The sequence below is a fragment of the Segatella salivae F0493 genome, from assembly GCF_000477535.1.
Taxonomy (GTDB): Bacteria; Bacteroidota; Bacteroidia; order Bacteroidales; family Bacteroidaceae; genus Prevotella; species Prevotella salivae.
Window position 1 is genome coordinate 141,408 of the sequence record NZ_AWGW01000006.1, and the last position, 26,766, is coordinate 168,173.

Annotated in this window: 22 protein-coding genes; 13 read left to right on the top strand and 9 right to left on the bottom strand. The window is 41.6% G+C overall.

Annotated elements, in window-relative coordinates; translation table 11 throughout:
• Positions 1 to 33: 33 nt before the first annotated feature.
• A complete protein-coding gene (locus HMPREF9145_RS01500; RefSeq protein WP_021824710.1) occupies positions 34 to 1,158 on the bottom strand; it encodes an energy transducer TonB in 1,125 nt (374 codons plus the stop codon).
• Between the two features lie 268 nt (positions 1,159 to 1,426).
• Between HMPREF9145_RS01500 and HMPREF9145_RS01505 the strand changes: the two genes are divergently transcribed.
• On the top strand, positions 1,427 to 2,956 hold the full coding sequence (locus tag HMPREF9145_RS01505; protein WP_036906186.1) for an AAA family ATPase: 1,530 nt from the start codon (positions 1,427 to 1,429) through the stop codon (positions 2,954 to 2,956).
• 72 nt (positions 2,957 to 3,028) lie between these two features.
• The gene (locus tag HMPREF9145_RS01510; RefSeq protein WP_021824769.1) at positions 3,029 to 4,558 is read left to right on the top strand and encodes a vWA domain-containing protein; all 1,530 of its coding nucleotides are present in this window, start codon (positions 3,029 to 3,031) and stop codon (positions 4,556 to 4,558) included.
• 526 nt (positions 4,559 to 5,084) lie between these two features.
• Here the strand turns inward: HMPREF9145_RS01510 and rpsO are convergent.
• Positions 5,085 to 5,354 carry a 30S ribosomal protein S15 gene (gene rpsO, locus HMPREF9145_RS01515; RefSeq protein WP_007134494.1) on the bottom strand — a complete coding sequence of 90 codons (270 nt, stop codon included), beginning with the start codon at positions 5,352 to 5,354 and terminating at the stop codon, positions 5,085 to 5,087.
• Positions 5,355 to 5,638: 284 nt separating this feature from the next.
• Here rpsO and typA point away from each other — a divergent pair, with 284 nt between their 5' ends.
• The 4 genes from typA (at position 5,639) to HMPREF9145_RS01535 (ending at position 9,373) form a co-directional block, all read left to right on the top strand.
• Entirely contained in the window at positions 5,639 to 7,441 is a 1,803-nt protein-coding gene (gene typA / locus HMPREF9145_RS01520) for a translational GTPase TypA (protein ID WP_021824511.1), read from the top strand.
• A 20-nt stretch (positions 7,442 to 7,461) separates the two neighbouring features.
• The gene (locus tag HMPREF9145_RS01525; RefSeq protein WP_007134492.1) at positions 7,462 to 7,680 is read left to right on the top strand and encodes a hypothetical protein; all 219 of its coding nucleotides are present in this window, start codon (positions 7,462 to 7,464) and stop codon (positions 7,678 to 7,680) included.
• Between the two features lie 95 nt (positions 7,681 to 7,775).
• On the top strand, positions 7,776 to 8,480 hold the full coding sequence (locus tag HMPREF9145_RS01530; protein WP_021824615.1) for a porin family protein: 705 nt from the start codon (positions 7,776 to 7,778) through the stop codon (positions 8,478 to 8,480).
• A gap of 14 nt (positions 8,481 to 8,494) precedes the next feature.
• Positions 8,495 to 9,373 (top strand): FimB/Mfa2 family fimbrial subunit, encoded by an 879-nt coding sequence (locus HMPREF9145_RS01535; RefSeq protein WP_021824678.1) that lies wholly within the window; start codon positions 8,495 to 8,497, stop codon positions 9,371 to 9,373.
• Positions 9,374 to 9,545: 172 nt separating this feature from the next.
• Here the strand turns inward: HMPREF9145_RS01535 and HMPREF9145_RS01540 are convergent, their stop codons facing one another.
• The 3 genes from HMPREF9145_RS01540 to HMPREF9145_RS01550 all read right to left on the bottom strand — a co-directional run bounded on the left by HMPREF9145_RS01540 (position 9,546) and on the right by HMPREF9145_RS01550 (position 12,294).
• Positions 9,546 to 10,031 carry an S-ribosylhomocysteine lyase gene (locus tag HMPREF9145_RS01540; RefSeq protein WP_021824786.1) on the bottom strand — a complete coding sequence of 162 codons (486 nt, stop codon included), beginning with the start codon at positions 10,029 to 10,031 and terminating at the stop codon, positions 9,546 to 9,548.
• Entirely contained in the window at positions 10,024 to 10,686 is a 663-nt protein-coding gene (gene mtnN / locus HMPREF9145_RS01545) for a 5'-methylthioadenosine/S-adenosylhomocysteine nucleosidase (protein WP_036906276.1), read from the bottom strand. The genes HMPREF9145_RS01540 and mtnN overlap by 8 nt, the downstream gene beginning before the upstream one ends.
• A 96-nt stretch (positions 10,687 to 10,782) precedes the next feature.
• Positions 10,783 to 12,294 carry a Y-family DNA polymerase gene (locus tag HMPREF9145_RS01550; protein ID WP_021824528.1) on the bottom strand — a complete coding sequence of 504 codons (1,512 nt, stop codon included), beginning with the start codon at positions 12,292 to 12,294 and terminating at the stop codon, positions 10,783 to 10,785.
• Positions 12,295 to 12,503: 209 nt separating this feature from the next.
• On the opposite strand from HMPREF9145_RS01550, the gene ilvD reads away from it, so the two are divergent.
• From ilvD to ilvC, 5 genes are all read left to right on the top strand, one after another.
• On the top strand, positions 12,504 to 14,306 hold the full coding sequence (gene ilvD / locus HMPREF9145_RS01555) for a dihydroxy-acid dehydratase (RefSeq protein ID WP_021824663.1): 1,803 nt from the start codon (positions 12,504 to 12,506) through the stop codon (positions 14,304 to 14,306).
• Between the two features lie 37 nt (positions 14,307 to 14,343).
• Positions 14,344 to 16,059: a biosynthetic-type acetolactate synthase large subunit gene (gene ilvB, locus HMPREF9145_RS01560; protein WP_021824744.1), complete on the top strand. Its 1,716-nt coding sequence runs from the start codon at positions 14,344 to 14,346 to the stop codon at positions 16,057 to 16,059.
• A gap of 20 nt (positions 16,060 to 16,079) precedes the next feature.
• Positions 16,080 to 16,637 carry an acetolactate synthase small subunit gene (ilvN, locus tag HMPREF9145_RS01565; RefSeq protein WP_021824691.1) on the top strand — a complete coding sequence of 186 codons (558 nt, stop codon included), beginning with the start codon at positions 16,080 to 16,082 and terminating at the stop codon, positions 16,635 to 16,637.
• Positions 16,621 to 17,388, top strand: coding sequence for an acyl-[acyl-carrier-protein] thioesterase (locus HMPREF9145_RS01570; RefSeq protein WP_021824664.1), 768 nt, complete (start codon positions 16,621 to 16,623; stop codon positions 17,386 to 17,388). The genes ilvN and HMPREF9145_RS01570 overlap by 17 nt, the downstream gene beginning before the upstream one ends.
• Before the next feature lie 102 nt (positions 17,389 to 17,490).
• Positions 17,491 to 18,534: a ketol-acid reductoisomerase gene (gene ilvC / locus HMPREF9145_RS01575; protein ID WP_007134482.1), complete on the top strand. Its 1,044-nt coding sequence runs from the start codon at positions 17,491 to 17,493 to the stop codon at positions 18,532 to 18,534.
• A gap of 152 nt (positions 18,535 to 18,686) precedes the next feature.
• Here ilvC and HMPREF9145_RS01580 read toward each other — a convergent pair whose 3' ends face one another.
• Both HMPREF9145_RS01580 and HMPREF9145_RS01585 read right to left on the bottom strand, forming a co-directional pair.
• A complete protein-coding gene (locus tag HMPREF9145_RS01580) occupies positions 18,687 to 19,193 on the bottom strand; it encodes a hypothetical protein (protein WP_231369735.1) in 507 nt (168 codons plus the stop codon).
• A 245-nt stretch (positions 19,194 to 19,438) separates the two neighbouring features.
• Positions 19,439 to 19,858, bottom strand: coding sequence for a hypothetical protein (locus HMPREF9145_RS01585; RefSeq protein WP_231369736.1), 420 nt, complete (start codon positions 19,856 to 19,858; stop codon positions 19,439 to 19,441).
• Positions 19,859 to 20,587: 729 nt separating this feature from the next.
• On the opposite strand from HMPREF9145_RS01585, the gene HMPREF9145_RS01595 reads away from it, so the two are divergent.
• On the top strand, positions 20,588 to 20,896 hold the full coding sequence (locus HMPREF9145_RS01595) for a hypothetical protein (RefSeq protein ID WP_036906191.1): 309 nt from the start codon (positions 20,588 to 20,590) through the stop codon (positions 20,894 to 20,896).
• 200 nt (positions 20,897 to 21,096) lie between these two features.
• Here HMPREF9145_RS01595 and HMPREF9145_RS01600 read toward each other — a convergent pair whose 3' ends face one another.
• A complete protein-coding gene (locus HMPREF9145_RS01600) occupies positions 21,097 to 23,364 on the bottom strand; it encodes a TonB-dependent receptor (protein WP_021824717.1) in 2,268 nt (755 codons plus the stop codon).
• A 67-nt stretch (positions 23,365 to 23,431) separates the two neighbouring features.
• Positions 23,432 to 23,794 (bottom strand): hypothetical protein, encoded by a 363-nt coding sequence (locus HMPREF9145_RS01605; protein WP_036906193.1) that lies wholly within the window; start codon positions 23,792 to 23,794, stop codon positions 23,432 to 23,434.
• 383 nt (positions 23,795 to 24,177) lie between these two features.
• Here HMPREF9145_RS01605 and HMPREF9145_RS01610 point away from each other — a divergent pair, with 383 nt between their 5' ends.
• Positions 24,178 to 26,673, top strand: coding sequence for a YfhO family protein (locus HMPREF9145_RS01610; RefSeq protein WP_021824740.1), 2,496 nt, complete (start codon positions 24,178 to 24,180; stop codon positions 26,671 to 26,673).
• Positions 26,674 to 26,766 lie beyond the last annotated feature (93 nt).

Here is a 26,766-nt window from a genome sequence, read left to right on the forward strand (position 1 = left end):
TATTAAAGTGCAGATAAAGTTACATAATGAAACTTATTGAAGTCTTACATTTACAGGAATGAAATAGAAGCTTCTCACAACTTTGCCATTTTGCATTGCAGGTGACCATTTAGGCATTTGTCTTAACATAGCAACAATGTTTCTATCTAAGCTTGGTGATACTGCTTTTACAATGGAAATGTTACTCACAGTTCCGTCTTTTTCAATAATCAGTTGTACCAAAGCACGGCCCGAAGTGACCTCTTTATTTATATAAGGTGGCAACAGAAGATTAGATGAAATGTATTGACTGAGTGACTGACCATTTAGAGAGAACGATGCAGACACATCAGTTTGACGATATACTTTCATACTATCTTCAGCCTCGTTATTATCTTCTTGTGTCATCATTGGTGTGCCAATGACAGGTTTACTATTGAGTAGTTTCTTCATCTTCGAAGTCAAAAAGTTTACCCATTGAGCTGTAGCAATCATTGATTGCACTGTTGTTTGATTGTCACCGCCTACCTCCATGAGGAGCGTTCCATTATTAACGGGCACAGGACCATAGAGCTTTTGTGCATCAAGAGAAATGGCATAATTGCTCAATAAGCCATCTGTCAACGCGTTACTCATATAATAAGATGCGGTGGGATCAGTCAGAATACTGTTTAGTTTCATGAGTTCTTGTCCTTTCAAAATACGCTGGTTGGGAATGTCATAGACAAATAACTCCAACTGATGTTCCTTGGATTGCGATGAATTTCTTCCCGGTTGAATATTCTTTTCTACACGCATTGAGATATAACGACCTTCATCAAATCCTACATTATGCACGGAATATGATGCATAACAGAACTTACTATCGTCGGGAATCGTATCAAGTTTCGTTGTCAAAGGTTTACCATAGCGTGATAGTATGGCTGGAATTTTCTCGTCAAGTTGTGTGCAACTGTCACCTATAAGCGTGTTGATATATTGCAAAAGCACAGGTTGTGCTACATAACACAATCGTTCCGGCCACTCAAAGTCCAAGTCTACAATATTCATTTCGCCTTTATTATTCGTGCAAACGATATGGCGTTTCTCATACCTTATACATGTACTACTCACTGCATTTTGTGCCTTCATACTGCTACTGAGCAGTAAAAGCATCATGAAGAAAATTATCTTTTTCATTTTACTCTTATATTTCAGTTCACAAAGTTATACAAAAAAAATAAGACCTGTCATCACGACAGACCTTATTTCATTACTTACTAAAACTAAATTAACCACTAAAAAAACTAATATCTTTCCTTTCATCGGCAAATATACGACTTATATTTGGCTTTTTAATTACCTATATTGCCACAAGATTTGCATTTTTTACGGATAATGACTGATTTGGACAATAAGACGAAATTGTTTACCTTTGCAGTGTCATAGATATAAATAGGTGTATAAAATGAATCAACGTTTTCGACAACTAATTTTACAAATAAGCACGGGGCTTTATGAAAGAGAGGCCGAAGTGAGCCTTTCGCTTCTCGCAGCCCTTTCAGGTGAGAGTATTATTCTGCTTGGTCCACCGGGTGTAGCGAAGAGTTTTGTGGCACGAAGATTGGCTTCTGCCTTCCTTCATGCACATACTTTTGAATATCTGATGTCACGTTTTTCTACACCAGATGAAATCTTTGGTCCCGTCTCTATTGCCAAGTTGAAGGCTAACGACACCTATGAGCGCGTCACAACTGGCTATCTTCCCACTGCCGATGTCGTTTTTTTAGATGAGATTTGGAAAGCAGGACCAGCCATACAAAACACCCTTCTAACGGTCATCAATGAGAAACTCTTTCGTAATGGCAATCGAGAACTGCCGCTTCCACTTAAACTTCTCGTTGCGGCAAGCAATGAATTACCGGCTCGCGGCGAGGGACTTGAGGCGTTATGGGACCGCTTTCTCCTGCGTTTGGAGTGTCAACCTATCAAACAAGAAGCTCACTTCCTTGACCTGCTTCGAAACACTTCAACCGATACCGACTTTCATCTTTCTGACGAAAGCATCGCTATTCGCAACGAAGAATATGCACAATGGTCACACCAAATCAATGAAATTCCTATCTGTGACACTGCACTTCAATGTCTCGTTGATATCCGCCGTGCCTTACATGCCATAGCCGTTGAGGGCACAGATGAGCGTCGTGACATCTATATCAGCGATAGAAGATGGAAGAAAATCGCCCGACTTGTGCGTACATCTGCCTTTATGCATGATCGTAAAGAGGCTTCTCTTACAGACTTACTCCCTGTTTATCACTGCCTTTGGCAAGAGCCGGATGAGCGTGATTCCGTGCGACATCTTGTCGTGAAAACAATCTTTATGCAAGACGCTTTGAAACTTGCTACGCTCAAACAACGGCTTGATGAAGATATCCGCAACCATAGAATGATTGTCAAACACCGCCGTTCTACAACAACACAGCGTGCTCGTGATGCAAACAAAAAAGCGTATAACAAATTCTATTATCGTCTTCCGACACACGAAACTGGTCGTAGTTTCGTTGTGCTTTCCGACTTTCAGCAACTCCCAGAGATTGGAACAACCGCAGCATCTGGCGTTCTTTATGCCGACTCCCGTAATGAAGAGGTAACTATTATCCGTTGTAATGATGGCAACCGAGTGCCACTTGGCAGTCGGCCTGTAAGCCTTTCACGCGATGATGACCATTTGTTTATTGATGGGGTTGCCTATGCTCTCGAACTCCGTAAAGTCGAAAAGGAGTTTGAACTACCATTAACGGAAGAGCAAGAGTTACAAGATGACTATGCCACCGCACTTGAAACCCTCGGCGAACACGTTGCCGCTATTGAGCGTTCTCTGTCGGATAGTCTTTTTATTAGTGAGGATGATCGACGCGAAATCAAGCACTATCTTGCCGATTTCTATAAAGAAATTGCATTCACACGCCGGGATTTAGCGAAGATAGAGGGTTGATTCATTAAGAAAAGAACCACTCAAGCATTTATTACGCATTAGAACAAGCAAGTAGATAAAAACGGAAAAGCAATGGCTTCACATTCATTCTATCTGAAACTCCTCTATGATTTCTGTCAAAACGGGCAAGAGCCTGTGGTTTCAAAGAGCATAGATGATGATAAGCCGTGGCTGAAAAAGGATGATCCTCTGCTTGATTTTCTGTTGTCACTCATGCGTGAGCGCCACTATCAACAGCAGATGTTGCACAGCCGTTTGCGTGCTAAGGTGTTTTATTCAGCAGTCGGTAAGTTTGTAATGGAGTGTGTTCATTATGAAGATTTCCAGCGAAAGCGCGCGTGGTCTGAATATAACCGCATGGAGAAAGTCCTCGATTGGAGTGCTATCCGCAAGGCTGATAGTAAAGCAGTTCATAATCTTCTTGACGACATTTCGGCTCGATATGCTAACTTTGGCTTTGATAAAACCTATTTTGAAAGGCTGATGTCTGATGAAAAACAACAGCAAAAATGTTGGGAAAAGCTTGTAAGCGACTGGCGAAAAGCACTTGAACGCAGTTTTGTTCATACGTGTCAAGATTACATAGAGCGTCGAAAAGAAGATTTCGAAAAGGGACTTCGTTTGGTGATGGACCAGGTAACCCGTTACATGCGCACCCATGATATCGTCGAACAACAGGCTGTTCAGGCTTGGCAAATGATGGATGGACAATGGACCGAGACGGAGTTTGAACGACAAATGAATGTTGTTCGTGTGCAAGATCGCTATCCTCAAATCAAAGAAATCGCCGAACGCATGGGCCGAACTGCTGATAACAATGGGCGTGATCGGCTTGCAGTAGCTTCTGGAGTAAGGCTAAGAATGGAACATTCTAACGGCAGTGATATCGAAGGAATCACTGTAGGTAATGACTTAAATGCCTTGCTTCCTCACGAACTTGCACAGTATAGTGACGATGAAATGAATGATTTGTTCATGCATAAATACGTGACAAAGCATCTCCAAACGTTTCGATATAAGAGCGAAATGGCTAATCCTTCACGCAAACTTAGTTTCACTCATGCGGCTCGTCGCGGTCCAATCATCGCATGTATTGATACCTCTGCCAGCATGTATGGTTTGCCCCAACGCATCACTTCGTCGCTCCTTGCGCTGTTAGAAGACACTGCCGAGCAACTCAATCGTGACTGTTTTCTCATTGATTTCAGTGTTTCTATTCGCCCAATTGACTTGATGCAGTTGCGTCGTCAGCGTCAGTTATCAGTGCCAGGTCTGACTAATCGCGAGCAACCGAAGGTTGAAAAGGGACATGTTCCGTTTATCGGTGGCGGCACAAGTGCACGAAAACTACTTGACGAACTATTTAGATTGCTCGATGATGAGCGTGGAAACTATGTCAATGCAGACGTGATTGTAGTGAGCGATTTCCTCATTCCTATGCCTGAAAACCATTATCTGACGCAGCTAAAACGCTATCGTGATACGGGAACGAAGTGCTATGGACTGAGCATTAAGGCTGCCGATGACAATGAATATAATGCTTGGCAACCGCTGTTTGACCATATTTGGGAAATTCGTTATCGTCAATTGAAACGCTATTAAAGTGTTGATGAACTTGGTGGTTGAGGCTGATTGTAATCTGTTTTTTCTCTTTGTTAGCTGTGATGGTATTCGTTTTGTAATTTGCTGGTTATTAGATTGTTATGAAAAAGAGGGCAAAAGGGAAAATGAAAAGATAGAGATTACCACACGATTTCAGTCATGTTACGTCGTTATTCCCGTCATTTTACAAGGTCGTTTCTATCATTTTGTTTAATCGTTTGTATTGAAAGTTGCATGGAAGTCAATAATAGGGTAGTATAAATACTCTTGTTTTGTGTTGTTTTTCGTGATTAGACGGATGTTGTTTCTATTGTAAGCATTGATGATAGGCAAGTGTTGTATGGTTTGTTTTCATGTAAAGAAAGAGAGATAATGATAGGAAAGTGGGTGAAACTTCCTTGTTGTTTGGATGCAGTTAGGAGGGAGTTGTCTTTAGGAAAGAATGAAAGGGTGGGGGAAGATAACAGAAAATCCCGCAACTCTTGCGAGCTACGAGATTACTTATTCTTTCTTTTCGTGATTCGATTTACTTACGTAGACCGAGTGCCTTAACGATAGCACGATAACGATTAATGTCGCGCTTGTAAAGATAATCAAGCAATGCACGGCGCTTACCAACAAGTTGTGTCAGTGAACGAGTAGTTACATTGTCTTTACGATTAGTCTTAACATGCTCTGTTAAGTGCTTAATGCGGTAAGTGAACAATGCGATTTGGCTCTCAGCAGAACCTGTGTCAGTGTTTGACTTGCCGTATTGGCCGAAGATTTCTTCCTTTTTTGCTTTGTCTAAATACATAGCTTTAAATAAATGATTAAATGAGTTTGCATCATTACATCCTTCAAGTGTCGTACTGCCTTAATCACAACAGTGACACGATCGAATGCATCAGATTTTCTGAAAATGCTGTGCAAAGGTAGTAATAAAAGTTTAGATAACAGATGAGGTGAAGCTAACTTTTTTGTGATGTAACGTTTTTTAACACGTAACATAACCTATTCATAATCAATATAGAAGCCTACATCAGTTATTTTTTGTAATTTTGCAGCGAATTAGAAATAAGGAAATTTAAGGTAAAACAAATGCAAGACATTAGAAACATTGCAGTAATTGCACACGTAGACCACGGTAAGACGACGCTGGTTGACAAGATGATGTTGGCCGGAAAGCTATTCCGTGACGGGCAGGATAACAGCGGAGAAGTGCTCGATTCCAATGATTTGGAGCGCGAACGCGGTATAACGATTCTCTCAAAAAACGTTTCTATTAATTGGAAAGGAACTAAGATTAATATATTGGATACGCCGGGTCACTCTGACTTTGGAGGCGAAGTAGAACGTGTTCTCAATATGGCTGACGGCTGCTTGCTGTTGGTTGATGCCTTCGAAGGACCTATGCCACAAACTCGTTTTGTGCTTCAGAAGGCCTTACAACTTGGATTGAAGCCGATAGTTGTAGTTAACAAGGTCGACAAACCTAATTGTCGCCCAGAAGAAGTGTATGAGATGGTGTTCGACTTGATGTGTGATCTCAACGCCACTGAAGACCAATTAGACTTCCAAGTAGTGTATGGTTCGGCTAAGAATGGTTGGATGTCAGGAGATTGGCAGAAGCCAACGGACAACATAGATTACTTGCTTGACAAGATTGTTGAAATCATTCCTGCACCTAAACACCTTGATGGTACGCCGCAGATGCTGATTACTTCACTTGATTATTCAAGTTATACAGGACGTATTGCGGTAGGTCGTGTTCACCGCGGTGCATTGAAGAATGGTCAGAATATTACGATTTGTCATCGTGACGGCAGTCAGGAGAAGACAAAGATAAAGGAACTTCGCACGTTTGAAGGCATGGGAAGCAAACCTGCTGAGACGGTAGAAAGTGGTGATATTTGTGCGGTAGTAGGACTTGAAAAGTTTGAAATTGGCGACACAATTGCTGATTATGAGAACCCCGAAGCCCTTCCTCCAATTGCTGTTGACGAGCCAACGATGAGCATGCTCTTTACAATTAACGACTCACCTTTCTTTGGTCGGGAAGGTAAATTCTGTACTTCTCGCCATATTAATGACCGATTGAACAAGGAGTTGGAAAAGAACTTGGCACTTCGTGTGCGTCCTTTTGAAGACTCAACTGATAAATGGATTGTCAGCGGTCGAGGCGTTTTGCATCTCTCTGTGCTTGTAGAAACAATGCGTCGCGAGGGTTATGAGCTGCAAGTTGGACAGCCACAGGTTATCTATAAAGAGATAGATGGTGTGAAATGTGAACCTATTGAGGAGTTAACCATTAATGTTCCGCAAGACTATTCAAGTAAGATGGTCGACATGGTAACCCGTCGTAAGGGCGAACTTACAGGCATGGATACCGAAGGCGACCGTGTAAACATCACATTTGAGATTCCATCTCGTGGTATCATTGGCTTGAGAACGAATGTGCTTACAGCGTCACAGGGTGAGGCTATCATGGCTCATCGTTATAAAGAATATCAGCCTTATAAGGGTGAAATCACGCGTCGTACAAACGGATCTATGATTGTTATGGAGACGGGTACAGCCTATGCATACTCTATTGACAAGCTTCAGGATCGTGGAAAGTTCTTTATTGATCCGGGCGAAGAAGTCTATGCTGGTCAGGTTGTGGGTGAACACGTGCATGACAATGACCTTGTTATCAATGTGACGAAGGCCAAGCAGTTGACGAATGTGCGTGCCAGTGGCTCTGATGAAAAGGCTCGTGTGATTCCGAAGACAGTCATGTCGCTTGAAGAATGTCTTGAATATATCAAGGAAGATGAATATGTTGAGGTGACACCGAAGAACATGCGAATGCGTAAAATCTTACTCGATCACCTCGAACGTAAGCGTGCTAATAAGGACTAAACCATTAAATCATAACCATTATGACAGGATTATATATTTTTGTTGCATTGATTGTAGTCGCTCTTCTCGGTTGGGGAATTGCGGAATTAAAGAATCGTTCCATCACATTTGAGCATTCAGAAGAGGAGCGAGAAGAGGCAGAACTGCTATATAATGAGCAGAAAGAGCATGGCTTCAAGGAGCAAAATCTAAAAGACCTTTTGGCACATAACAGTACAAAAGGTTATGATGCAATCTAAGAGCTGCGGCTTTTTATCATTATAAAGGCTAAAAATCACAGAATTTTATACAATAAATTCTAACTTAGGGCGTTACATAATAAAAGTTCATTATTATGAAACGCCTCTTTTTTTTATCTTTATTGGCTTTCTTTGTATTGAATGTTTCTGCACAAAAGAAAGTCGGGTCGTTGACAGTTATGCCAAAGGTTGGTCTCTCGCTTGCCAACATTTCTCATGGCAATAAGCTTTTTAGTGTAACGGGAACAAGCCTTGATGTGCCTTCAAATTATAGGGCAGGATTCACAGGTGGGGCTGAGTTTGAGTATCAATTTCAGTCACAATGTAGTCTTTCTTTAGGTGCTCTTTATTCCCTTCAAGGCTGCCATTACAAAGATGTTAGTAACGAAGTGCATGGGCAGGCAGGCTCATATTCAGGCTTTTCTAACACTGCTTTGGGGTTACATTACATTCAGATTCCTGTGTTGGTTGGTATCTATTTGGCAGATGGATTGGCTGTAAAGGCTGGAGTACAACCTTCATTTCTGTTAGGGGCAAGGGCGAAATATGATGTCACGAACTTTGTTGTTGGTGCAGATGGCGGTGCCGTTTATGATCCCGCCAAGCATGTAAGTAAGACTATTAAAGGCCTTTTCGCATCGTCAGATGTAGCGATTCCTGTTGGTATCTCGTATGAATATGCCAATGTTGTGATGGAAGCGCGCTACCTGTTTAGCCTATCTAAAGTAGAAAAGACCTTGGATGCAAAAAATCGTTGCTTTACCTTTACTGTAGGATATAGATTGAATTTATTAAAATAAAAACCTTATTTACCATGAGAAAAGAAATGTTTTGGGGCATTATTCTTGCCCTTTTGGTGGTTGTATCGGCTTGTGAAAAACCTATTTTAGACGGAGGGCAAACCAAGAAAAAGGGCTTCCGAGTGAGTGTAACTGTTGGAGTTGGCGAGAAAGCCATTGCGGGTGCTAAGTCAAGGGCACTTGTAGATATTGATGAGGTGTGTTCATGTTTGAATGCAGCTGTATATAAGGACGGAGTAAAACAAAGTGTAATCAATCAAAAAAAGGGTGATAAAAACTTTGGAATACTTAACTTTAGTCTTCCAGAGGGTGACTATCTGCTGGTTGTTATCGGTCATAGTGGAACTAAAAATGTCTCTTTGGCGCATGCAGATAAAGTGAAATTTGAAGGGGGATTAACAGATACTTTCCTCTATCATGAGAGTTTGCATGTGAATAGTAATATGGAAACGTCGATAACTCTGGAGCGATGTGTGGCCAAAGTAGAGTTTCATGTCGATGACCCTATCCCCGAAAAGATTACTCATTTGCGCTTTACATACACAGGAGGTAGCAGTACTTTAGATGCAACTCAAGGGGTGGGTTGTGTTAATTCGCATCAGACGGAAGTGAGAACCATTGAGAATGCTGCACATCAAGCAGCCTCGTCATTCTCCATTTACACCTTTCCTAAAGCACAAGAAGGAAAGCTTAAGGTCACCATGACGGCTTTGGGTGCAAATGAAACCATACTGGCAGAACATACATTCACGGCATTGAAGATTGTGAAGAATGGCATTAATCATGTTCGTGGACTAACCTTTAGCAGTGGAGGACAGCCTACTGCACGTGGAATCAAAGTGAAAGTAGAAGATGCTTGGGCTGTCTCTTTTGATACAGTAGATTGGGATTAAGAACTTTCTCAGGCTCCTATATATAATAAGGTGGAAAGATTACACAAATCTTTCCACCTTGTTATATTTATACAAAAATACCCTTAGCACCTCAATTCTTTATCATTCGATGATAGAAAAGCCGTTATACTCACGACAAACTTCTTTTGAATATCATTCGCGTGGTGCGTCTTTATTTCTTCTCGGGATAGGTTAGGTTTGCTTCTTTGATACATTCTAAGACCTCATGTAAATACTTTGCGGATTCAAAACGAGCCATAGGGAGGTCGTGAAGCAGATAGTTTCCACAGTCCATAGGGGCAGCTCCAGGGATTTCTCCTTGGTATTCAGCCACGAAACGGAATGTTCGTTTCATGAGTTCTACAATGTCTTTACTTTCTAAGTCGCCACGAAGAATGAGATAATTACCCGTTAGGCAGCCCATTGGTCCCCAATAGATGATGCGGTCTTTCCATTCATCATCGTTGCGAAGAAAGGTCGCAGCAAGATGTTCTATCGTATGGATTGCACCATTATGGAGTACAGGCTCGCGGTTAGGCTCTTTCATTCTGATGTCGAAAGTGGTAATAGTCTCGCCCCCAACTTTATCTTTTCTACTTACATAAATACCACGAAGCAGTTGCTCATGATTAATTGTAAAGCTTGGAATCTTATTCATTTTTATTGTTTGTTTGCTGTTTAATTTGTTCTATAAAATGTCGGGTAACCTCAAAACTCCCTTCTGCTAATTTGTCCCAGAAATCGAAATACATTTGTGCTTTGTTATCTTTCAGTGGTACATCACTGATAATTCTAAAGCTGATGAAAGGGGTTTTGAAGATATAACAGGTTTGAGCGATGCTGCAACTTTCCATGTCTACGGCGGTAGCCTCGGGGAAATGAGTCATAATTTCCTGCATCTTCTCGCGTGAATCTACAAACCATTCGCCACTCACAGTTAGTCCTTCGCGGACTTGGATACCTTCAACTTGCATGTGTATAGCCTTATCCACTAAATTCTTTGGAGCCATATAGCGGGCTGGCATGCCAAGAATCTGCCCATAGTTACAGTTCTCTCCACAGTAAGCATCATGGTAAACGCAAGCATTTGCTACGACAACATCGCCAACGTTTAAACGTGTATCTGCACCTCCAGCACAGCCAGTTGATATAATCAAATCAGGATGATGTTTGGCAATCATCATTGTAGTTCCGACGGCAGAGTTAACCTTTCCGATACCACATTGTTGCAAAATGATATCCTGATCATTTTGAAATACTTTCTTAAGTTGCTCGAACTCTTTGTCCATTGCAACAATAATACCTATCTTCATGCTTGTTATTTGTTTGTTTGCAAAGGTAATAAAAAACTGAAACACAGCCATACGAACTATTGCTGAATATGCAATCATGCCCTATGCTCACGACGTTTATGCATGATGTCCACCGATTTGATTATTTCGATCACGTCCTGTTGCTCCTTCATCAAAGTTTAATCCGCGTAGAAGGCTATTCTTTCCGAATCGCCTTTTGATGTCAAGTGTTGCCTCTTGTAGTTTGCGTTCGCGGGCTAATTGATGTCGTTCTTGAAGTGCATTTCGCCTTTTTTCTTCGTTATTTTCAAAGAGATTAAGTTGTATAGGCGTTTCATTCTGGTGTTGAGCAAGCGTTTCATCAATCACATGAGAGGCTACAATCGTTATGCGACGAACCTTTAACAGGGGATTGACAATATCCTCATATAAATTAGAAATAGCTTCCATGATGAGTCTTCCTGACGAAGTATATTGTGTTAGGGGATAGCTTCCGTGTGCCGTTTTGGGTACAATTCTTCCAAAACGATCCTTAGTTGTCGGTCCCATGTAACGCTTTTGAACTATTGGATTGTCAAGTGATGTTCGGTCATATCCCACAGCAAGTGTGATATAATCAGTCATTTTGCGTTTCTCAACGAGGCTTAATGCAAGCATATCTGCCATCTCTTGCGCTACGACAAGTCCTTGTTTAAAGGTATAAGGATGTTGGAGAACCTGGCCAGAACAAAGCGAATGGTTTCTTGGTCGATAGGCTTTAATGTCTTTCATCAGGCAACTTTCATAGCCCCAAGCGTGATCTATGAGGAATTCGGCATTCACTCCAAATATCTTATAGAGTAGGGGCGAGTGATGAAGTGAGAATCGTGCCAACTTGCCCATAGTGTCTATGCCAAAGGTTTCCAGTTTTCTTGCAGTACCTCTCCCTATACGCCAGAAATCCGTTAATGGCCGGTGATTCCATAATTTGCGTCGATAGGTCATCTCGTTCAGTTCTGCAATGCGTACTCCATCTGTATCGGTGTTGGTATGTTTCGCAACAATATCCATTGCAACCTTACAGAGATAGAGATTTGTTCCGATACCAGCTGTTGCTGTGATCCCAGTATTTTTCAGAACATCTCGAATCATTTTAATAGCCAACTGATGAGCTGTCATGCGATAGCTCTTAAGATAATCCGTCACATCCATAAACACTTCATCAATTGAATAAATGTGAATGTCTTCGGGAGCGATGTATTTTAAGTAAATGCCATATATCTTTGTACTGTAATCAATGTAGCGAGCCATGTGAGGAGGAGCCGCAATGTAGTCAATAGCCCAATTCTTGTGAGCTTCTAATTCGTTGTGGTAGATGCTCTTTCCATGTAGTTGATGGTCTGTTGAATTATATTTTCGATTGTCGTTTAACTCATGAATCCTTTCGACAACCTCAAAGAGACGCGCCCTTCCTGCTATGCCATAAGCTTTCAATGATGGAGAAACTGCTAAACAGATTGTTTTTTCAGTGCGTGTCACATCAGCCACAACAAGATTGGTATTGAGTGGATCTAATCCACGTTCTACGCATTCTACCGATGCATAAAAAGACTTTAAATCGATTGCTATGTATGTTCTTTCTCGCTGCATTATTACAAAGGTAAGGAAAAAGTGGCATTCTGCAAAATCTAAAACTAATCATGTTTTAAACTGATTAAAATTTGCTTGGTTTCCTTATAATTGCCTTGTATAATTAAAAGATAATGAAACAATTTGTTGTCTGTTATGCTTTTTCTCACTACCTTTGCAGAAAATGTTATTCAAAAAGAATAACCTACAAGAACAAACAGAATTGAACTATGAAGCATCAACTTAGGAGTGCTGTCTGTACAGAAGGCAGAAGAATGGCTGGAGCAAGGGCACTTTGGGTGGCAGCAGGTATGAAACATGAGCAAATGGGTAAACCAATTATCGCTATTGTAAACAGTTTCACGCAGTTTGTGCCTGGACATACCCACTTACATGATGTTGGTCAGTTAGTGAAACAAGAGATAGAGCAACTTGGTTGCTATGCAGCGGAGTTTAATACAATAGCTGTTGATGATGGCATTGCTATGGGACACGATGGCATGCTCTATTCTTTACCCTCACGAGATATCATTGCCGACTCAGTGGAATATATGGTTAATGCCCACAAAGCCGATGCAATGATTTGTATTTCTAATTGTGATAAAGTGACACCGGGCATGCTTATGGCTGCCATGAGGTTAAATATTCCTACTGTTTTTTGTTCAGGTGGCCCCATGGAAGCAGGAAGATGGCGTGGCGAGAATGCCGATTTGGTCACTGCTATGATTAAAGGCGCCGACCCTTCTATCACAGATGAGGAGATGAAAGAACTCGAAAGTAGTGCTTGCCCAGGCTGTGGAAGTTGTTCAGGGATGTTTACTGCCAACTCAATGAACTCACTTTGCGAGGCAATTGGACTTGGTTTACCGGGTAACGGGACTGTTCTTGCAACGCATAAGAACCGCATTCATCTTTTCAAAGATGCTGCTCGATTAATAGTGAAGAATGCCTTAGCTTATTATGAAGATGGGGATGAGCGTGTGCTTCCACGTAATATTGCTACGCGAGATGCTTTTCTTAACGCCATGACTTTAGACATTGCCATGGGCGGAAGCACGAATACGATATTGCATTTGTTGGCAATTGCGCAAGAGGGAGAAGTTGATTTTACTCTCAACGATATCGATCTTTTGAGTCGGAAAGTACCTTGTCTTTGTATGTTGGCTCCGAATACACAACGTTATAGTGTACAAGAATGCAACCGAGCAGGGGGGATCCTTGGTATCATGAACGAGCTGAATAAGGGTAATCTTATTCATAGCGATGTGCTTCGCGTAGATGGTTTGACACTTGATGAAGCCATGAAAGAATACGATATCACAAAGACGACGATTACTCCAAATGCTGATCGCATCTATCATAGTGCTCCCGGACGACGCTTTTCGACAGAGATGGGAAGTCAAGATACGCGTTGGGAGAAGCTCGATACTGACAGAACAGCAGGGTGTATTCGTGACCTTGCACATGCTTATACTAAAGATGGCGGACTCGCTGTGCTCTTTGGAAACATTGCTTTGAATGGGTGCGTGGTTAAAACTGCTGGTGTAGACCCTGTGCTATGGAAGTTCTCTGGACCTGCAGTGGTGTTCGATAGTCAGGAAGATGCTTGCAATGGCATTCTTAGTGGAAAGGTAAAGAAGGGCGATTGTGTCGTTATCACCCATGAAGGTCCTAAAGGTGGTCCTGGAATGCAAGAGATGTTGTATCCTACTTCATATATTAAGAGCATGCATTTAGGTAAAGAGTGTGCTCTCATTACTGATGGCAGATTCTCAGGAGGCACGTCAGGTTTGAGTATAGGACATATCTCTCCAGAGGCTGCTGCAGGTGGAAATATCGGAAAGATTAAGGATGGTGATATTATCGAAATTGACATTCCAAACCGCAGTATCAATGTAAAGCTGACGGATGAAGAACTTAATGCGCGCCCACAACAGCCGTTGAAACGTCACAGAGTGGTGAGCAAAGCGTTGCGCGCTTATGCACAAAGTGTCACCTCGGCCGACAAAGGAGGCATTCGTTTGGTAGAATAAGCCACATCATCACCTTATTATATATATAGACAAGAGTATGACTAAAGAAGTTATTACGGGTTCAGAAGCACTGATGCGTGCCTTGCGTGAAGAAGGTGTTGAAACCATTTTTGGGTATCCCGGAGGTGCAATCATGCCAGTGTTTGATGCACTCTATGGCTATACGAGAGGAGAAAACAAGATGTTTGACCATATTTTGGTGCGTCATGAACAAGCCGCCGCGCATGCAGCTGAAGGATATGCTCGTGTGAGTGGACGGGTTGGAGTTTGTTTAGTGACAAGCGGTCCTGGAGCAACGAATACATTAACAGGCATTGCTGATGCTATGATGGACTCCACTCCGATAGTTGTGATTGCAGGACAAGTAAGTATTGGTGCCCTCGGTTCAGATGCTTTTCAAGAAGTTGACTTAGTAGGCGTGGCACAACCAATATGTAAGTGGGCCTATCAAATACGTAAGCCAGAAGATATTTCATGGGCGGTTAGTCGTGCGTTTTATATTGCAAAATCAGGTCGACCAGGTCCTGTTGTGCTCGACTTACCAAAGAATGCACAGACACATACATGCGAGTGGCAGCCTACAAAGACTACAAAGGTGCGCTCTTATCAGCCTTATCCAGAGCTAAATATGCAGGCAATAACAGATGTAGCACGCCTAATCAATGGAGCCAAAAGGCCATTTGCACTCGTAGGACAAGGTGTTGAACTGGGCAACGCGCATGAAGAATTGTTGCAATTCCTTGAAAAGGCAGATATTCCTGCTGGCAGAACATTGCTTGGTTTGTCGGCGCTTAGTTCACAACACCCATTGAACATGGGTATGTTGGGTATGCATGGTAGCTATGCAACGAATATGAAGACACAGGAATGTGATGTGTTAATAGCCATCGGAATGCGTTTCAGTGACCGCGTAACAGGCCTCCCCGAGACCTATGCAAAGCAGGCAAAGGTCATTCATTTGGATATCGATGCATCTGAATTTGATAAGAATATCAAAACAGATGTCGCTGTTTTGGGAGATTGTAAGCAAAGTCTTCCAGCTATAACTGCTTTGCTGAATAAGGCGGAACATAAGGAATGGATTACTTCCTTCAATGAATATGCCGAACAAGAACAACAGCGTGTTATTGAGAAAGATATTCATCCAACCGAAGGTCCTTTGCTGATGGGAGAGGTTACGCACGTTGTTTCCGAAGCGACCCATGGTAAAGCGATTCTTGTAAACGATGTAGGACAGAACCAAATGATATCGAGTCGCTACTTTAAGTTTGAGCAAAAGCGTTCTATTGTGACGAGTGGTGGCTTTGGAACGATGGGCTTTGGCCTCCCTGCTGCTATCGGTGCATGCTATGGTTCGCCCCATCGCACAGTGTGTTGCTTTATGGGAGATGGTGGCATTCAAATGAGCATACAAGAGTTTGGTACAATAATGGAACACCAAATCCCAGTGAAGATGATTCTCTTAAACAACACATTCTTAGGGAATGTGCGTCAGTGGCAAGACTTGATGTTTGGCCATCGCCATTCATTTACAGAGATGATGAATCCTCGTTATGGCGATATTGCTCGCGGATATGGCATTACCTATGATCTCGTTACTGATAGAAAAGAGCTCAAAGCAAAGGTAAACAAGATGCTTTCTACAGCTGGTCCTTATCTTCTTGAATGTGCCATTAAGCCCGATGAAGACATTGTTCCTATGACTCTTCCCGGTAAAAGTGTCAATGAAATGCTACTCGAACTGCATTATTAATAGTAATAAAGCGTAATCAGATGAGTCAAGAAAAGAAACTTTATACATTACTTGTCTATTCCGAAAATGTCGCGGGAATGCTTTCTCAGATATCCGCCGTGTTCACACGAAGGCAAGTTAACATCGAAAGTATCAATGCTTCGGCCAGTACAATCCCTAATGTCCATAAGTATACGATAACAGCTTGGAGTGATGAAGAGCAGATAATAAAAATCACAAAGGCTATAGAGAAGAAGATAGATGTAGTGAAAGCCGATTTCTATACAGATGAACAACTCTTTATTCACGAAGTAGCGCTCTATAAGATTGCCACTCCTGTGCTCATGAAAACTCCTGAAGTGTCGCGCAATATCCGTAAACACAATGCGCGGATGCTGGAAGTTAATCCTACATATACGACTGTGTTGTTGAATGGACTGACCGAAGATATCATCAGTCTTTATGATAGTCTTGATGCTTTTGACTGCATCTTACAATATACTCGTAGTGGGCGCATTGCTGTAACAAGAAGTTACGATGAGCCGATTTCTGTGTTTCTAAATCATCAAGAACAAAACAATCATGGAGAAACTGAGTAAAATCGGCAGTTATGAACTGCTTGCCGAGCCTTTTCATTGTGATTTCTCACACCATCTTTTCATGGGAAACCTTGGTAATCATCTATTGAATGCTGCTGACTTCCATTCCAACGAGCGCGGTTATGGTATGCATTATCTCAATACCATTCAGCGCACTTGGGTGTTGTCGCGGCTTACTATAGAGATGAATGAGATGCCAATCGCCTATGAACGCTTTAGGGTTGATACTTGGGTTGATGCCGTAGTGCGTTTCTTTACGAGTCGAAATTTCCGAATTTCTAAAGACAATCGAGTAATAGGTTACGGCAAGAGCATTTGGGCAATGATAGATACAGCCACCCGACAACCTGTTGATATCCTTAATATACGCGATGGATTAATCTCGCAATATGTTGATGTTTTAACCCCTTGTCCTATTGAAAAAGGTTCGAGAGTGAAGATATCTGGCGATGCAAAATGCGTGGGTTCAATCGCTACAACCTATAGTGATGTTGACATGAATGGGCATATCAACAGTGTAAAATACATAGAGCACGTTCTTGATTTGTGGTCGCTTGACTGGTATAAACAATATCGTATTAAGCGTTTTGACATTGCTTATGTGGCAGAAAGTCATTGTGGAGACGTGCTGAATTTCTATCTTGAAGAAGAGAAAGAGTATACATACGCAGTACGTATCACAAAAAGTAATAAATTAACGACAAAAGAAATTGAGGTTGTAAGGTGTAAGCTTGTTTTTATAAAAAACTGAAATTAAATTTGTTTATATCTTAATAAAGCGTTACCTTTGCACGCAGATATCGAATAGTTTGAACCGCATTTCCCTTTTTCGGGATGCACATTTTATGATGATATGGCAGAAATGAATTTCGGTGGCGTTATAGAAACCGTTGTCACAAGTAAAGAGTTTCCTGTAGAGAAAGCTCGCGAAGTATTGAAAAACGAAACAATTGCTGTTATCGGCTATGGTATTCAAGGACCAGGACAGGCTTGTAACTTACGCGACAATGGCTTTAATGTCATTGTGGGTCAACGTGAAGGAAAGACCTATGAAAAGGCAAAGGCTGATGGTTGGGTGCCAGGAGAGACATTGTTCTCTATTGAAGAGGCTGTTCAAAAAGGTACATTTATTTGTATGTTGCTTTCTGATGCTGGGCAAATTGCTGTGTGGCCAAAGATTAAACAATATTTGACTCCTGGTAAAACACTATATTATTCTCATGGCTTTGCTATCAACTGGCAAGACCGAACAGGGGTGGTTCCTCCGAAAGACATCGATGTTGTGATGGTTGCTCCAAAGGGATCTGGTACATCTTTGCGTACAATGTTCCGTGAAGGACGTGGCATCAATTGTTCGTATGCAGTCTATCAAGATGTTTCTGGCCATGCTGAAGAGAAGACATTGGCTATTGGTATAGGCATAGGTTCAGGTTATTTGTTCAAGACAACCTTCCAGCGTGAGGCGACATCAGACCTTACTGGTGAGCGTGGTTCACTCATGGGAGCGATGGAGGGACTTTTTGAAGCGCAGTATGAGGTGCTTCGTGAACATGGTCATTCACCTTCAGAAGCCTTCAATGAAACGGTAGAAGAGATGACACAAAGTCTCATGCCACTCTTTGGAGAGAAAGGAATGGATTGGATGTATGCCAATTGTTCAACAACAGCTCAACGCGGAGCTTTAGATTGGGCACCACGTTTCCGCGAAGCAATTAAACCTGTAATGGAATGGCTTTACCTTAGTGTGAAGTCTGGAAATGAAGCTCAGATTGCTATAGATAGTAACTCTAAGCCTGACTATCGTGAGAAATTGAATGCTGAGCTTGAAGCAATGCGTAATAAAGAAATGTGGAAAGCCGGTGTTACTGTGCGCACATTAAGACCCGAAAATAATTAATTTTTTCTCGTACATAATGTTGTAAGGGGCGACTTCCGTGAGGGAGTTACCCCTTTTTCTTTTCATGATATGTAATGAGATATTCCATAGCGTATAATTAAATGAATTGTTGATATCCATAGAGCACCTTTGTAAATACATTCATTTCTTTTTTAATTTACTTTTAAAAGTATACCCTGAGAACTAAAAGGACAATATAAAGGATACTTTGAAAGCAAACAATCATTTGCATTGATTTGGATTTTGTTTCTTTTAATAGCCTCTATTCTAATATATATATAGTCTTTCTGTTTATCATTAAATTCAATTGCAGGATAGGCCGTCCCATCTATATCTTCATCGATTTCTGGGTCATAATCTAAATGAGCCTTTGCAATTCCTGATATGCTATCTTGTAGCCCACGCTTCTTATTTCTTACATATATTTTGTAAAGGATTTCACTTTGACTAAGATAGTTAATTCTTATCATCTGCATTAATGTGTCATTCTCCATCAAATAATAACTTACTCTTTTCTTTTGCGAATGTTTAAAAGATAATGATTGCGCCGCCATTGAAGAATTATTCGTATTATGTATTTGCCAACATTCACTATCCTTTTGAGCAGAAAAACAATTGGTAGTTATAAACAAGATGAAGGATAAAATTAAATATCTCATAATCGTTTTTATTTTGCAAAAATAGATATAATATCGTTATATTGCAAGTGATCTTACACTTTTGCTTGTTTTACTATATAGTTTCTTACTTTTCCCTTTGAATCTCCTTTTAATAGAATTAGGAATGTGTGATTCTAAGGTCAAAAAGAGAATAAAACACGCTTCTGCGAGGCTCTTGACGACATGCTTACCAGCAACATTGCAGGTTTACCAGTTTGTCTTGCCATTGTTTATTAAAGGTTCCACTACTCTTGATACTCAAAGTTTATAACTTTTGCAGGATTAAGGTCAGAGAAGTCTTCAACGAAGTTAGAATAATATATCAATGTAAGTATGTTATTCTTCAATTTTAGTTCTACAGAATACATCATTGGATTATTAAAAGTGAAAATAGATTTCTTTTCTTTTGTGGCAATATTGTATGTGAACAAAGTGTCTGCACTCATGTACAAACAGAACAATCCACTATTGTTAAAACAAACAGCCTCTGAATTTTCGAGATTCTTCTCTATACAATCTGACAATAACTTGTCTGTATTAAAATATTGAATTTCTCCTGTTGTCGAAAAATCATCTACATTTTGATATTTAATAATGGGAATAATAATCCCTGTAGTTCTCGAATTATACCAAATTTTTCCGACAGACAAAATACTATCTATCATATAGACAGTATTTTTGTCTTTGTTTAATTTTAGTCGAAAGTAATTAGTCTCTCCCTTATTCGATTTCACAAGCGGCTGTAAAAAACAACTTGTTCTTTTATTGATATGGATTATCGTGTCTCCTTTTAAATCAATATATGAAACACCAAAGGATTTCAGTAGGGTATCCTTTTCCATAGAGTGTAGAACCTTGACAGTGGGATTATTTCGGAACGAGTTACAACACATGCAACACGTCATTGTGATAATAAACAACAAATATTTCACCATTGATAAAACAAACTACTTTTCTTTGTTAGACTTCTTTTTTGTTCATGCTTTTGTTGCTGTTCTACAGCATTACTATTTATTTTGCAAAAATAGATATAATATCGTTACATTGCAAGTAATCTTACACTTTTGCTTGTTTCTGCACGATGCAGAAAGGCTAAAAAGAGCAAAAACACGCTTCTGCACGGCGCAGAAAGGTCAAAAAGAGAAAAATTACGCTTCTGCACGATGCAGAAAGGCTAAAAAGAAAAAACACGCTTCTGCACTATGCAGAAAGGCCAAAAAGAGAAAAATTACGCTTCTGCACGATGCAGAAAGGTCAAAAAGAGGAAAAACACGCTTCTGCACGGTGCAGAAAGGCCAAAAAGAGAAAAAACATGCTTCTGCACGATGCAGAAAGGTCAAAAAGAGTAAAAACATGTTTCTGCACGATGCAGAAAGGTCAAAAAGAGAAAAAACATGCTTCTGCACGATGCAGAAAGGCTAAAAAGAGAAAAAATACGCTTCTGCACGATGCAGAAAGGTCAAAAAGAGAAAAAACACGCTTCTGCATGGTGCAGAAAGGTTAAAAAGAACAAAAACACGCTTCTGCACGGCGCGGAAAGGCCAAAAAGAGAAAAATTACGCTTCTGCACGGCGCGGAAAGGCCAAAAAGAGAAAAATTACGCTTCTGCACAGCGCGGAAAGGCCAAAAAGGGGAAAAACACGCTTCTGCGTGACGCAGAAAGGCCAAAAAGAAGAATTACGAAGAAAAAAGTGGCTTTTTGAACGCAAAGAGAGAGGGGAGATGTGTAGAAAAGTAGCTTTCTAAAGTTTTAAAGAAGAGTTTTGTGCTTTTGCAGATAGTGGCAAGGCTGCCATAGAAACGAATGTATGAGGGAAATCGTGGGATTGTGGTTATTGCGCTTTTTCTTTATAGAAAGAAAGCCTCTCCTGGCGAAGTAGATGCAGGAGAGGCTTGAATGTCATTATAAAACGTAAAGCACGAGTTTCACACCAAAGTTTCTTCCCATGTTGAAAAGACCCTTTTGACCTGTCGTTGGGTCGGCACCTATATACTTCAATCGGCTGAGATGATTTTGATAAGCACGATTAAAGATGTTGTTAGCAGTCAGATAGAGCGATGCTCTTCGATGTCCATTGAAACGCAAGTCCGTGCCCGCACTGAAGTTTACGAGGGTGTATGATGGGGTTGCGGTTTCTGTATCATTGGCTGCATAGAAGTGGTTTTGTCTCAGATTACATTCCATTGAGGCAGAAACATACGTGTTGTTCAGCAACTGACCATCGCGAACGAGGTCATAACGGAGTTCAGAATTCCAACGTGGAGCAGGTGTCCAAGGCAGATACTTTGATTCACGTGGTTGGTTCAACTGAACGCTATTGACGTATGAAAAGCTGTTTTGGAAGTGCAGACGACTAATCGGATGCAAGTCAACCATAGCCTCTCCACCTACTAATCTGGCGTTACCTTGTGTGTATTTATAGGTGGGACAATTTTGTGTAATGACGCCATTGAGTTTCTGACTAAAGATATAATTATCGATGAAACTGGCGAAAACAGAGACTTGTGCAGACACAAGTTGTGAGGTCATATCCCACCCGGCATCAAGCTGCCAGCTATGTTCTGGCTTCAAATCTGCGTTTCCGAGCATATATTGTTGCGTACCTTCGTGCACACCATTGCATGCAAGTTCGCCGAGGTTTGGTGCGCGGAAGCCGCGTGCCACATTCAAACGCATGTTCATTTTGTCGGTCAGGGCATAGACAGCTCCAATACTTCCCGACACACTTCTAAAGTCTCTCTTGAATGCAGTGAATTGAGTGTTAAGTTCTTTGCTGTTGAGATGACGGTTATCGAAGCGCAAACCACCACTCAAGGTCAGTTGATTAATCTTGTAAGACGTTGTGGCAAATGCACCGAAATCAAACAGATTATAGTTTGGAATCAAGAATTCGTCGCCAAGATTCTTATTGTTTTGTATCATACCATTGGCTCCGAAAGTGAGTTTCCAACCATCTTTCTCTGGGAAAAGATAATGAAAATCATAGTTCACGGTTTGGAGTTTCATGTCTAATCCCGGTTCGATTTCGCTGTCTTCAAACTCTTGTCGGCGATTCTGTTGATAGCCAACGAGGGCATGAAGCGTTCCTTCTCCAATATAAAATGAGTTATCGAGCACAGCCTTATAATGGTGAATCTGTTGGAACGGCAATGCTCTTCCATAGCGGAATGATGTGCTTCGTTCGCCCTCTGCAATGCCGGGAGTGAGATGATAGTAGTCAAGAATGAGATGGCTGTAGCCCCATTGCTTGTTCAAGCCAAGCATGGCATTGGCTGCTTTCTCGCGAAATTGCGTGCCAACCACGTAATTGTCTACCTTATTCTTATAGTCGTGAGCAAGTTTCTGCGACCATCTTCCATCCCAAACAAAGCCATTTTTGTTGCCACTGAAATTGGCAGAATAGCCAAAAAGCCCATTGTTTGTTTGGTATTCTGACGACACATTAGCCTGCATCTTGTTTCTACCCATGACAGGATCTCCATGGAAAATCATCACGCCGGCAAGCGCATCAGAGCCATACATGAGTGAAGCTGGGCCTTTAAGTATCTCTACTGATGAGATACTTTGAGGGTCAATCTCAATGCCATGTTCGTCTCCCCACTGGTTGCCTTCTTGCCGAATACCATCATTTACGACTGCCAATCGGTTGTAACCCAAGCCACGAATGACCGGCTTTGATATGCCTCCACCTGTTGTTATCTGCGAAACTCCAGGCTCATGACTAACGGCATCAATGATGTTTGTAGCCGATGTGGCATGTAATTGCTGTTGAGTGACGACCGAAATTGGCGTTGGTGACTCCTTCATTAGCGTCTTTCCGGTGAGTCCTGTCACGACAATTTCATTGATCATTGCATTCGATTCATGCAGTTTAAAGTCGGCAGTTGATGTTGTTGTTAGATTGATTTTGCGAATCTCTGTTTGGTGACCTAAGTAGCTCACTTGCACGGTAATTGTCTTTGATGGCAAGTCATGCAGGGCATAATTTCCATTGATATCGGTGGTCGTTCCCTCTGAAAGTTCAGGAATATAAATGGTAACTCCGACAAGCGGACTATTGTCTATCGCGTCAATCACCTTTCCAGTGAGTGATGCATTGGTGCCCAACGGCGCTGCAGTTGCCCAAAGACACAGGCTCATGAGCAATGCTAATAGTATTGATTTCTTCATTCTTTTATGCTATTTAAGGGTTATTTATCACGCCTCGACAAGCACGTCGCGACGCGTTTTTAATCATTTATGGATACAAAAGAATGAAGGGTGGGGCGCGCGTAGAATGAGTTTGACCCGTAAAGGACGTTAAGGCTTGCTGTAAAAGAATAAGCGCTTTGGCCTTTACGATGTTGAAGAGGCTCACACCAATTGTCTTTGCACCGAGAAATGGCAGTGAAAGAAACTGGCAAAGCAGGCAATTGTCAACCTGATTGTCAATGGAATTGATGTGCCCATTATGGTGAATATGATGCAGACATGCCGTACATTCGGTTGTGATTTGTGGCATAGCACGATGCACATGAACCGAAGTTAGCAATAACATTGGCGCGAATGCCAACAATAGCAGTCGTGCAGTTATCCTTCTTTTATACCTTTGTCTGTTCATCGCCTGCAAAGTTAAGCGAATTCTTTTGAATCGTCTTGCGATAGCTTATTAAAATAGTTTAATCGTCGTGGATTTCATCTCATGCCATGAATGCATTCCAAGCATAAAACGATTGTCGAGAAAGCCCCTGTGCTTCCATGATAGAAAGGTTTGTGGTTTGCGTCAAATTGAGCCGTGAAGTGACGCAGATTGTAAGGTCGTTTGCCTCAAATTATCGAGTGAAATGCACCGAATTACAATCGTTTTCCATATCAATGGTGGTCGAAAAGCAAGGGGTTACCTTGTGGAGGCAATGATATCGTCACATGATATTATTGATTTTTTCTCGTTTTATCATGAAAAATATCTATCTTTGCACGTGATAAACGTTTATAAAAATCATCATGACAGCTTTGAAGAAATATCTACCTGATGTGTTGGTAGTCATTATTTTCGCAGTAATCTCATTCGCTTACTTCTTCCCTGCGGACTTAGATGGCCGCATACTCTACCGACATGACTCGTCGGCGGGACGTGGAGCAGGTCAGGAAACGGCTGAATACCACGAGCGAACTGGTAAGGTTTCGCGTTGGTCTAATGCCACTTTCAGTGGTATGCCGACTTATCAGACGGCACCATCTTACCAGAGTGTGAGCGTACTTAACCAGGCAGTGAAGGCTTATCACCTATGGCTTCCCGAGAATGTTTGGTATGTTTTTGCTTATCTTTTGGGCTTCTACATCTTATTACGAGCCTTTGATTTCCGACAATCGCTTGCCGCATTAGGTTCTATAGTATGGGCGTTCTCATCGTATTTCTTTATTATTATTGCAGCCGGACATATCTGGAAGGTCATGGCTTTGGCTTATCTTCCACCGATGATTGCAGGAATTGTGCTGGCCTATCGTGGCAAATATCTATGGGGTTTCATTGTAACGGCAATCTTTGCTGCCTTTGAAGTCGATGCCAACCACGTGCAGATGACCTATTATTATCTGTTTATCATCCTCTTTATGATTATTGCCTACCTTGTCGATGCTATCCGAAAGAAGCGTATGGCGCAATTCGTTAAGGCCACAGCTGTGTGTGCTGCGGGGGCATTGATAGGCATATTGATGAATATTTCAAATCTCTATCATACGTGGCAATACGCACAAGAGAGCATGAGGGGCAAGAGTGAACTCGTTAAAAAGGATGCTGCCAATCAAACAAGTAGCGGACTTGACCGCGACTATATAACGCAATGGAGTTATGGAGTGGATGAAACTTGGACGTTGCTTGTGCCAAATGCTAAGGGCGGGGCTTCGGTTCCATTGGCTGCAAACACTGAAGCCATGAAAAAGGCAGACCCAAACTTCATGCAAATCTATCAGCAATTAGGACAGTATTGGGGTGACCAGCCAGGCACAAGTGGCCCAGTTTATGTTGGTGCTTTTGTGCTAATGCTTTTCATTCTTGGGTTGTTTATTGTGAAAGGTCCTATCAAATGGGCCTTACTTGCAGCCACGATATTAAGCATTTTGCTTTCATGGGGACATAATTTTATGCCATTTACCAACTTCTTTCTTGACTATATACCGATGTATAGCAAGTTTAGAACGGTGGCTTCGATATTGGTTATCGCCGAGTTTACAATTCCTTTATTGGCCATGATGGCGTTAAAGAAGATTGTAGATGAGCCAGATTTGCTAACAAAGAAAACTAAATTCGTTTATATCAGCTTTGGACTTACGGGTGGAATAGCCCTGCTTTTTGCCCTTATGCCCACGCTGTTCTTCTCGGATTTCATATCAAGTCAGGAGCTGGAAGCCTTCAAATCAATCCCTGCGGAGTATCTTTCTCCATTGGAATCTAACTTGAGATCGATTCGTGAAAGCATCTTTACGGCCGACTGTTGGCGCTCATTCTGGATTATCGTTATTGGCACTTTGCTGCTCTTCCTCTATAAGTTCAAGAAGTTGAAAGCCGAATATATGGTTGGCGCTATAGCCATTTTGTGTCTCATCGACATGTGGCAGGTGAACAAACGCTATTTGAATGATGAAATGTTTGTAGAGAAGAGCGTTCGCGAACAGGCTCAACCGATGACACAAACCGACCGCCAGATTCTGCAAGATAAAAGCTTAGACTATCGCGTTTTGAATCTTGCCAGCAACACTTTCAACGAGAATGAAACCTCTTATTACCATAAAAGTATAGGCGGATATCATGCAGCTAAGCTCAGAAGATACCAGGAATTGATAGATGCTTACATTAGTCCGGAGATGCAAAAGATGATGCTTGCCATCGCAAAAGCAGGCGGAGACATGACTAAAGTCAATGGAGATAGCCTCTTCCCTGTATTGAACATGCTGAACGCTAAATACTTTATAGTGCCTCTTCAGGCTAATCAGACGGTGGCAATCGAGAACCCTTACGTCTATGGGAATGCTTGGTTTGTAGATAAGGTGACGTATGTGAAGAATGCAAATGAAGAACTTGACACGCTGGGTAAACTCAATCTGCGCCATGAAGCCGTTGCCGACGCACGCTTCCAAAGCCAGTTGGGTGAGTCAAAGAACCAAGATAGTACGTCGATTGTTAAGCTTACAGCCTATGAACCCAATCAACTCACGTATGATGTGCGTAGTGCTACGGGAGGAATCGTGGTCTTTTCGGAGATTTTCTACCCTGAATGGACGGCTACAGTCGATGGAAAGGCAGTAGAGATTGGGCGTGTTGACTATGTGCTTCGGGCGCTTAATGTTGACAAAGGGCATCATAAGGTGGTGTTGACCTTTGATCCTAAGAGTGTGAAACAAACCGAAATGGTAGCTTATCTCTCTTATGGCGTGCTGTTGTTGGTAGTGCTTTTCGCCGTTTACTTCAAGAGAAAAGAAGATAAAAAAGCACAAGCTTAGTCGCGTTTTCAGGCTTTACGTTAATGAATAACGTAGCCTGCGCTATGCAAACAGGCCTTATGAATGTTGTAAAACCATTCGTAAGGCCTGTTT

What these genes read in the sequence shown, in the direction of transcription:
- ilvD (WP_021824663.1), top strand. Translation starts at nt 12,504, where the DNA reads ATGAAGCATCAACTTAGGAGTGCTGTCTGTACAGAAGGCAGAAGAATG.
- HMPREF9145_RS01540 (WP_021824786.1), bottom strand. Translation starts at nt 10,031, where the DNA reads ATGAATAAGATTCCAAGCTTTACAATTAATCATGAGCAACTGCTTCGT.
- HMPREF9145_RS01605 (WP_036906193.1), bottom strand. Translation starts at nt 23,794, where the DNA reads ATGAACAGACAAAGGTATAAAAGAAGGATAACTGCACGACTGCTATTG.
- mtnN (WP_036906276.1), bottom strand. Translation starts at nt 10,686, where the DNA reads ATGAAGATAGGTATTATTGTTGCAATGGACAAAGAGTTCGAGCAACTT.
- HMPREF9145_RS01580 (WP_231369735.1), bottom strand. Translation starts at nt 19,193, where the DNA reads ATGAGATATTTAATTTTATCCTTCATCTTGTTTATAACTACCAATTGT.
- HMPREF9145_RS01530 (WP_021824615.1), top strand. Translation starts at nt 7,776, where the DNA reads ATGAAACGCCTCTTTTTTTTATCTTTATTGGCTTTCTTTGTATTGAAT.
- rpsO (WP_007134494.1), bottom strand. Translation starts at nt 5,354, where the DNA reads ATGTATTTAGACAAAGCAAAAAAGGAAGAAATCTTCGGCCAATACGGC.
- HMPREF9145_RS01595 (WP_036906191.1), top strand. Translation starts at nt 20,588, where the DNA reads ATGCTTCTGCACGATGCAGAAAGGCTAAAAAGAGAAAAAATACGCTTC.
- HMPREF9145_RS01510 (WP_021824769.1), top strand. Translation starts at nt 3,029, where the DNA reads ATGGCTTCACATTCATTCTATCTGAAACTCCTCTATGATTTCTGTCAA.
- typA (WP_021824511.1), top strand. Translation starts at nt 5,639, where the DNA reads ATGCAAGACATTAGAAACATTGCAGTAATTGCACACGTAGACCACGGT.
- HMPREF9145_RS01535 (WP_021824678.1), top strand. Translation starts at nt 8,495, where the DNA reads ATGAGAAAAGAAATGTTTTGGGGCATTATTCTTGCCCTTTTGGTGGTT.
- HMPREF9145_RS01610 (WP_021824740.1), top strand. Translation starts at nt 24,178, where the DNA reads ATGACAGCTTTGAAGAAATATCTACCTGATGTGTTGGTAGTCATTATT.
- HMPREF9145_RS01500 (WP_021824710.1), bottom strand. Translation starts at nt 1,158, where the DNA reads ATGAAAAAGATAATTTTCTTCATGATGCTTTTACTGCTCAGTAGCAGT.
- HMPREF9145_RS01585 (WP_231369736.1), bottom strand. Translation starts at nt 19,858, where the DNA reads ATGATAGATAGTATTTTGTCTGTCGGAAAAATTTGGTATAATTCGAGA.
- HMPREF9145_RS01525 (WP_007134492.1), top strand. Translation starts at nt 7,462, where the DNA reads ATGACAGGATTATATATTTTTGTTGCATTGATTGTAGTCGCTCTTCTC.
- HMPREF9145_RS01600 (WP_021824717.1), bottom strand. Translation starts at nt 23,364, where the DNA reads ATGAAGAAATCAATACTATTAGCATTGCTCATGAGCCTGTGTCTTTGG.
- ilvB (WP_021824744.1), top strand. Translation starts at nt 14,344, where the DNA reads ATGACTAAAGAAGTTATTACGGGTTCAGAAGCACTGATGCGTGCCTTG.
- ilvN (WP_021824691.1), top strand. Translation starts at nt 16,080, where the DNA reads ATGAGTCAAGAAAAGAAACTTTATACATTACTTGTCTATTCCGAAAAT.
- HMPREF9145_RS01550 (WP_021824528.1), bottom strand. Translation starts at nt 12,294, where the DNA reads ATGCAGCGAGAAAGAACATACATAGCAATCGATTTAAAGTCTTTTTAT.
- HMPREF9145_RS01570 (WP_021824664.1), top strand. Translation starts at nt 16,621, where the DNA reads ATGGAGAAACTGAGTAAAATCGGCAGTTATGAACTGCTTGCCGAGCCT.
- HMPREF9145_RS01505 (WP_036906186.1), top strand. Translation starts at nt 1,427, where the DNA reads ATGAATCAACGTTTTCGACAACTAATTTTACAAATAAGCACGGGGCTT.
- ilvC (WP_007134482.1), top strand. Translation starts at nt 17,491, where the DNA reads ATGGCAGAAATGAATTTCGGTGGCGTTATAGAAACCGTTGTCACAAGT.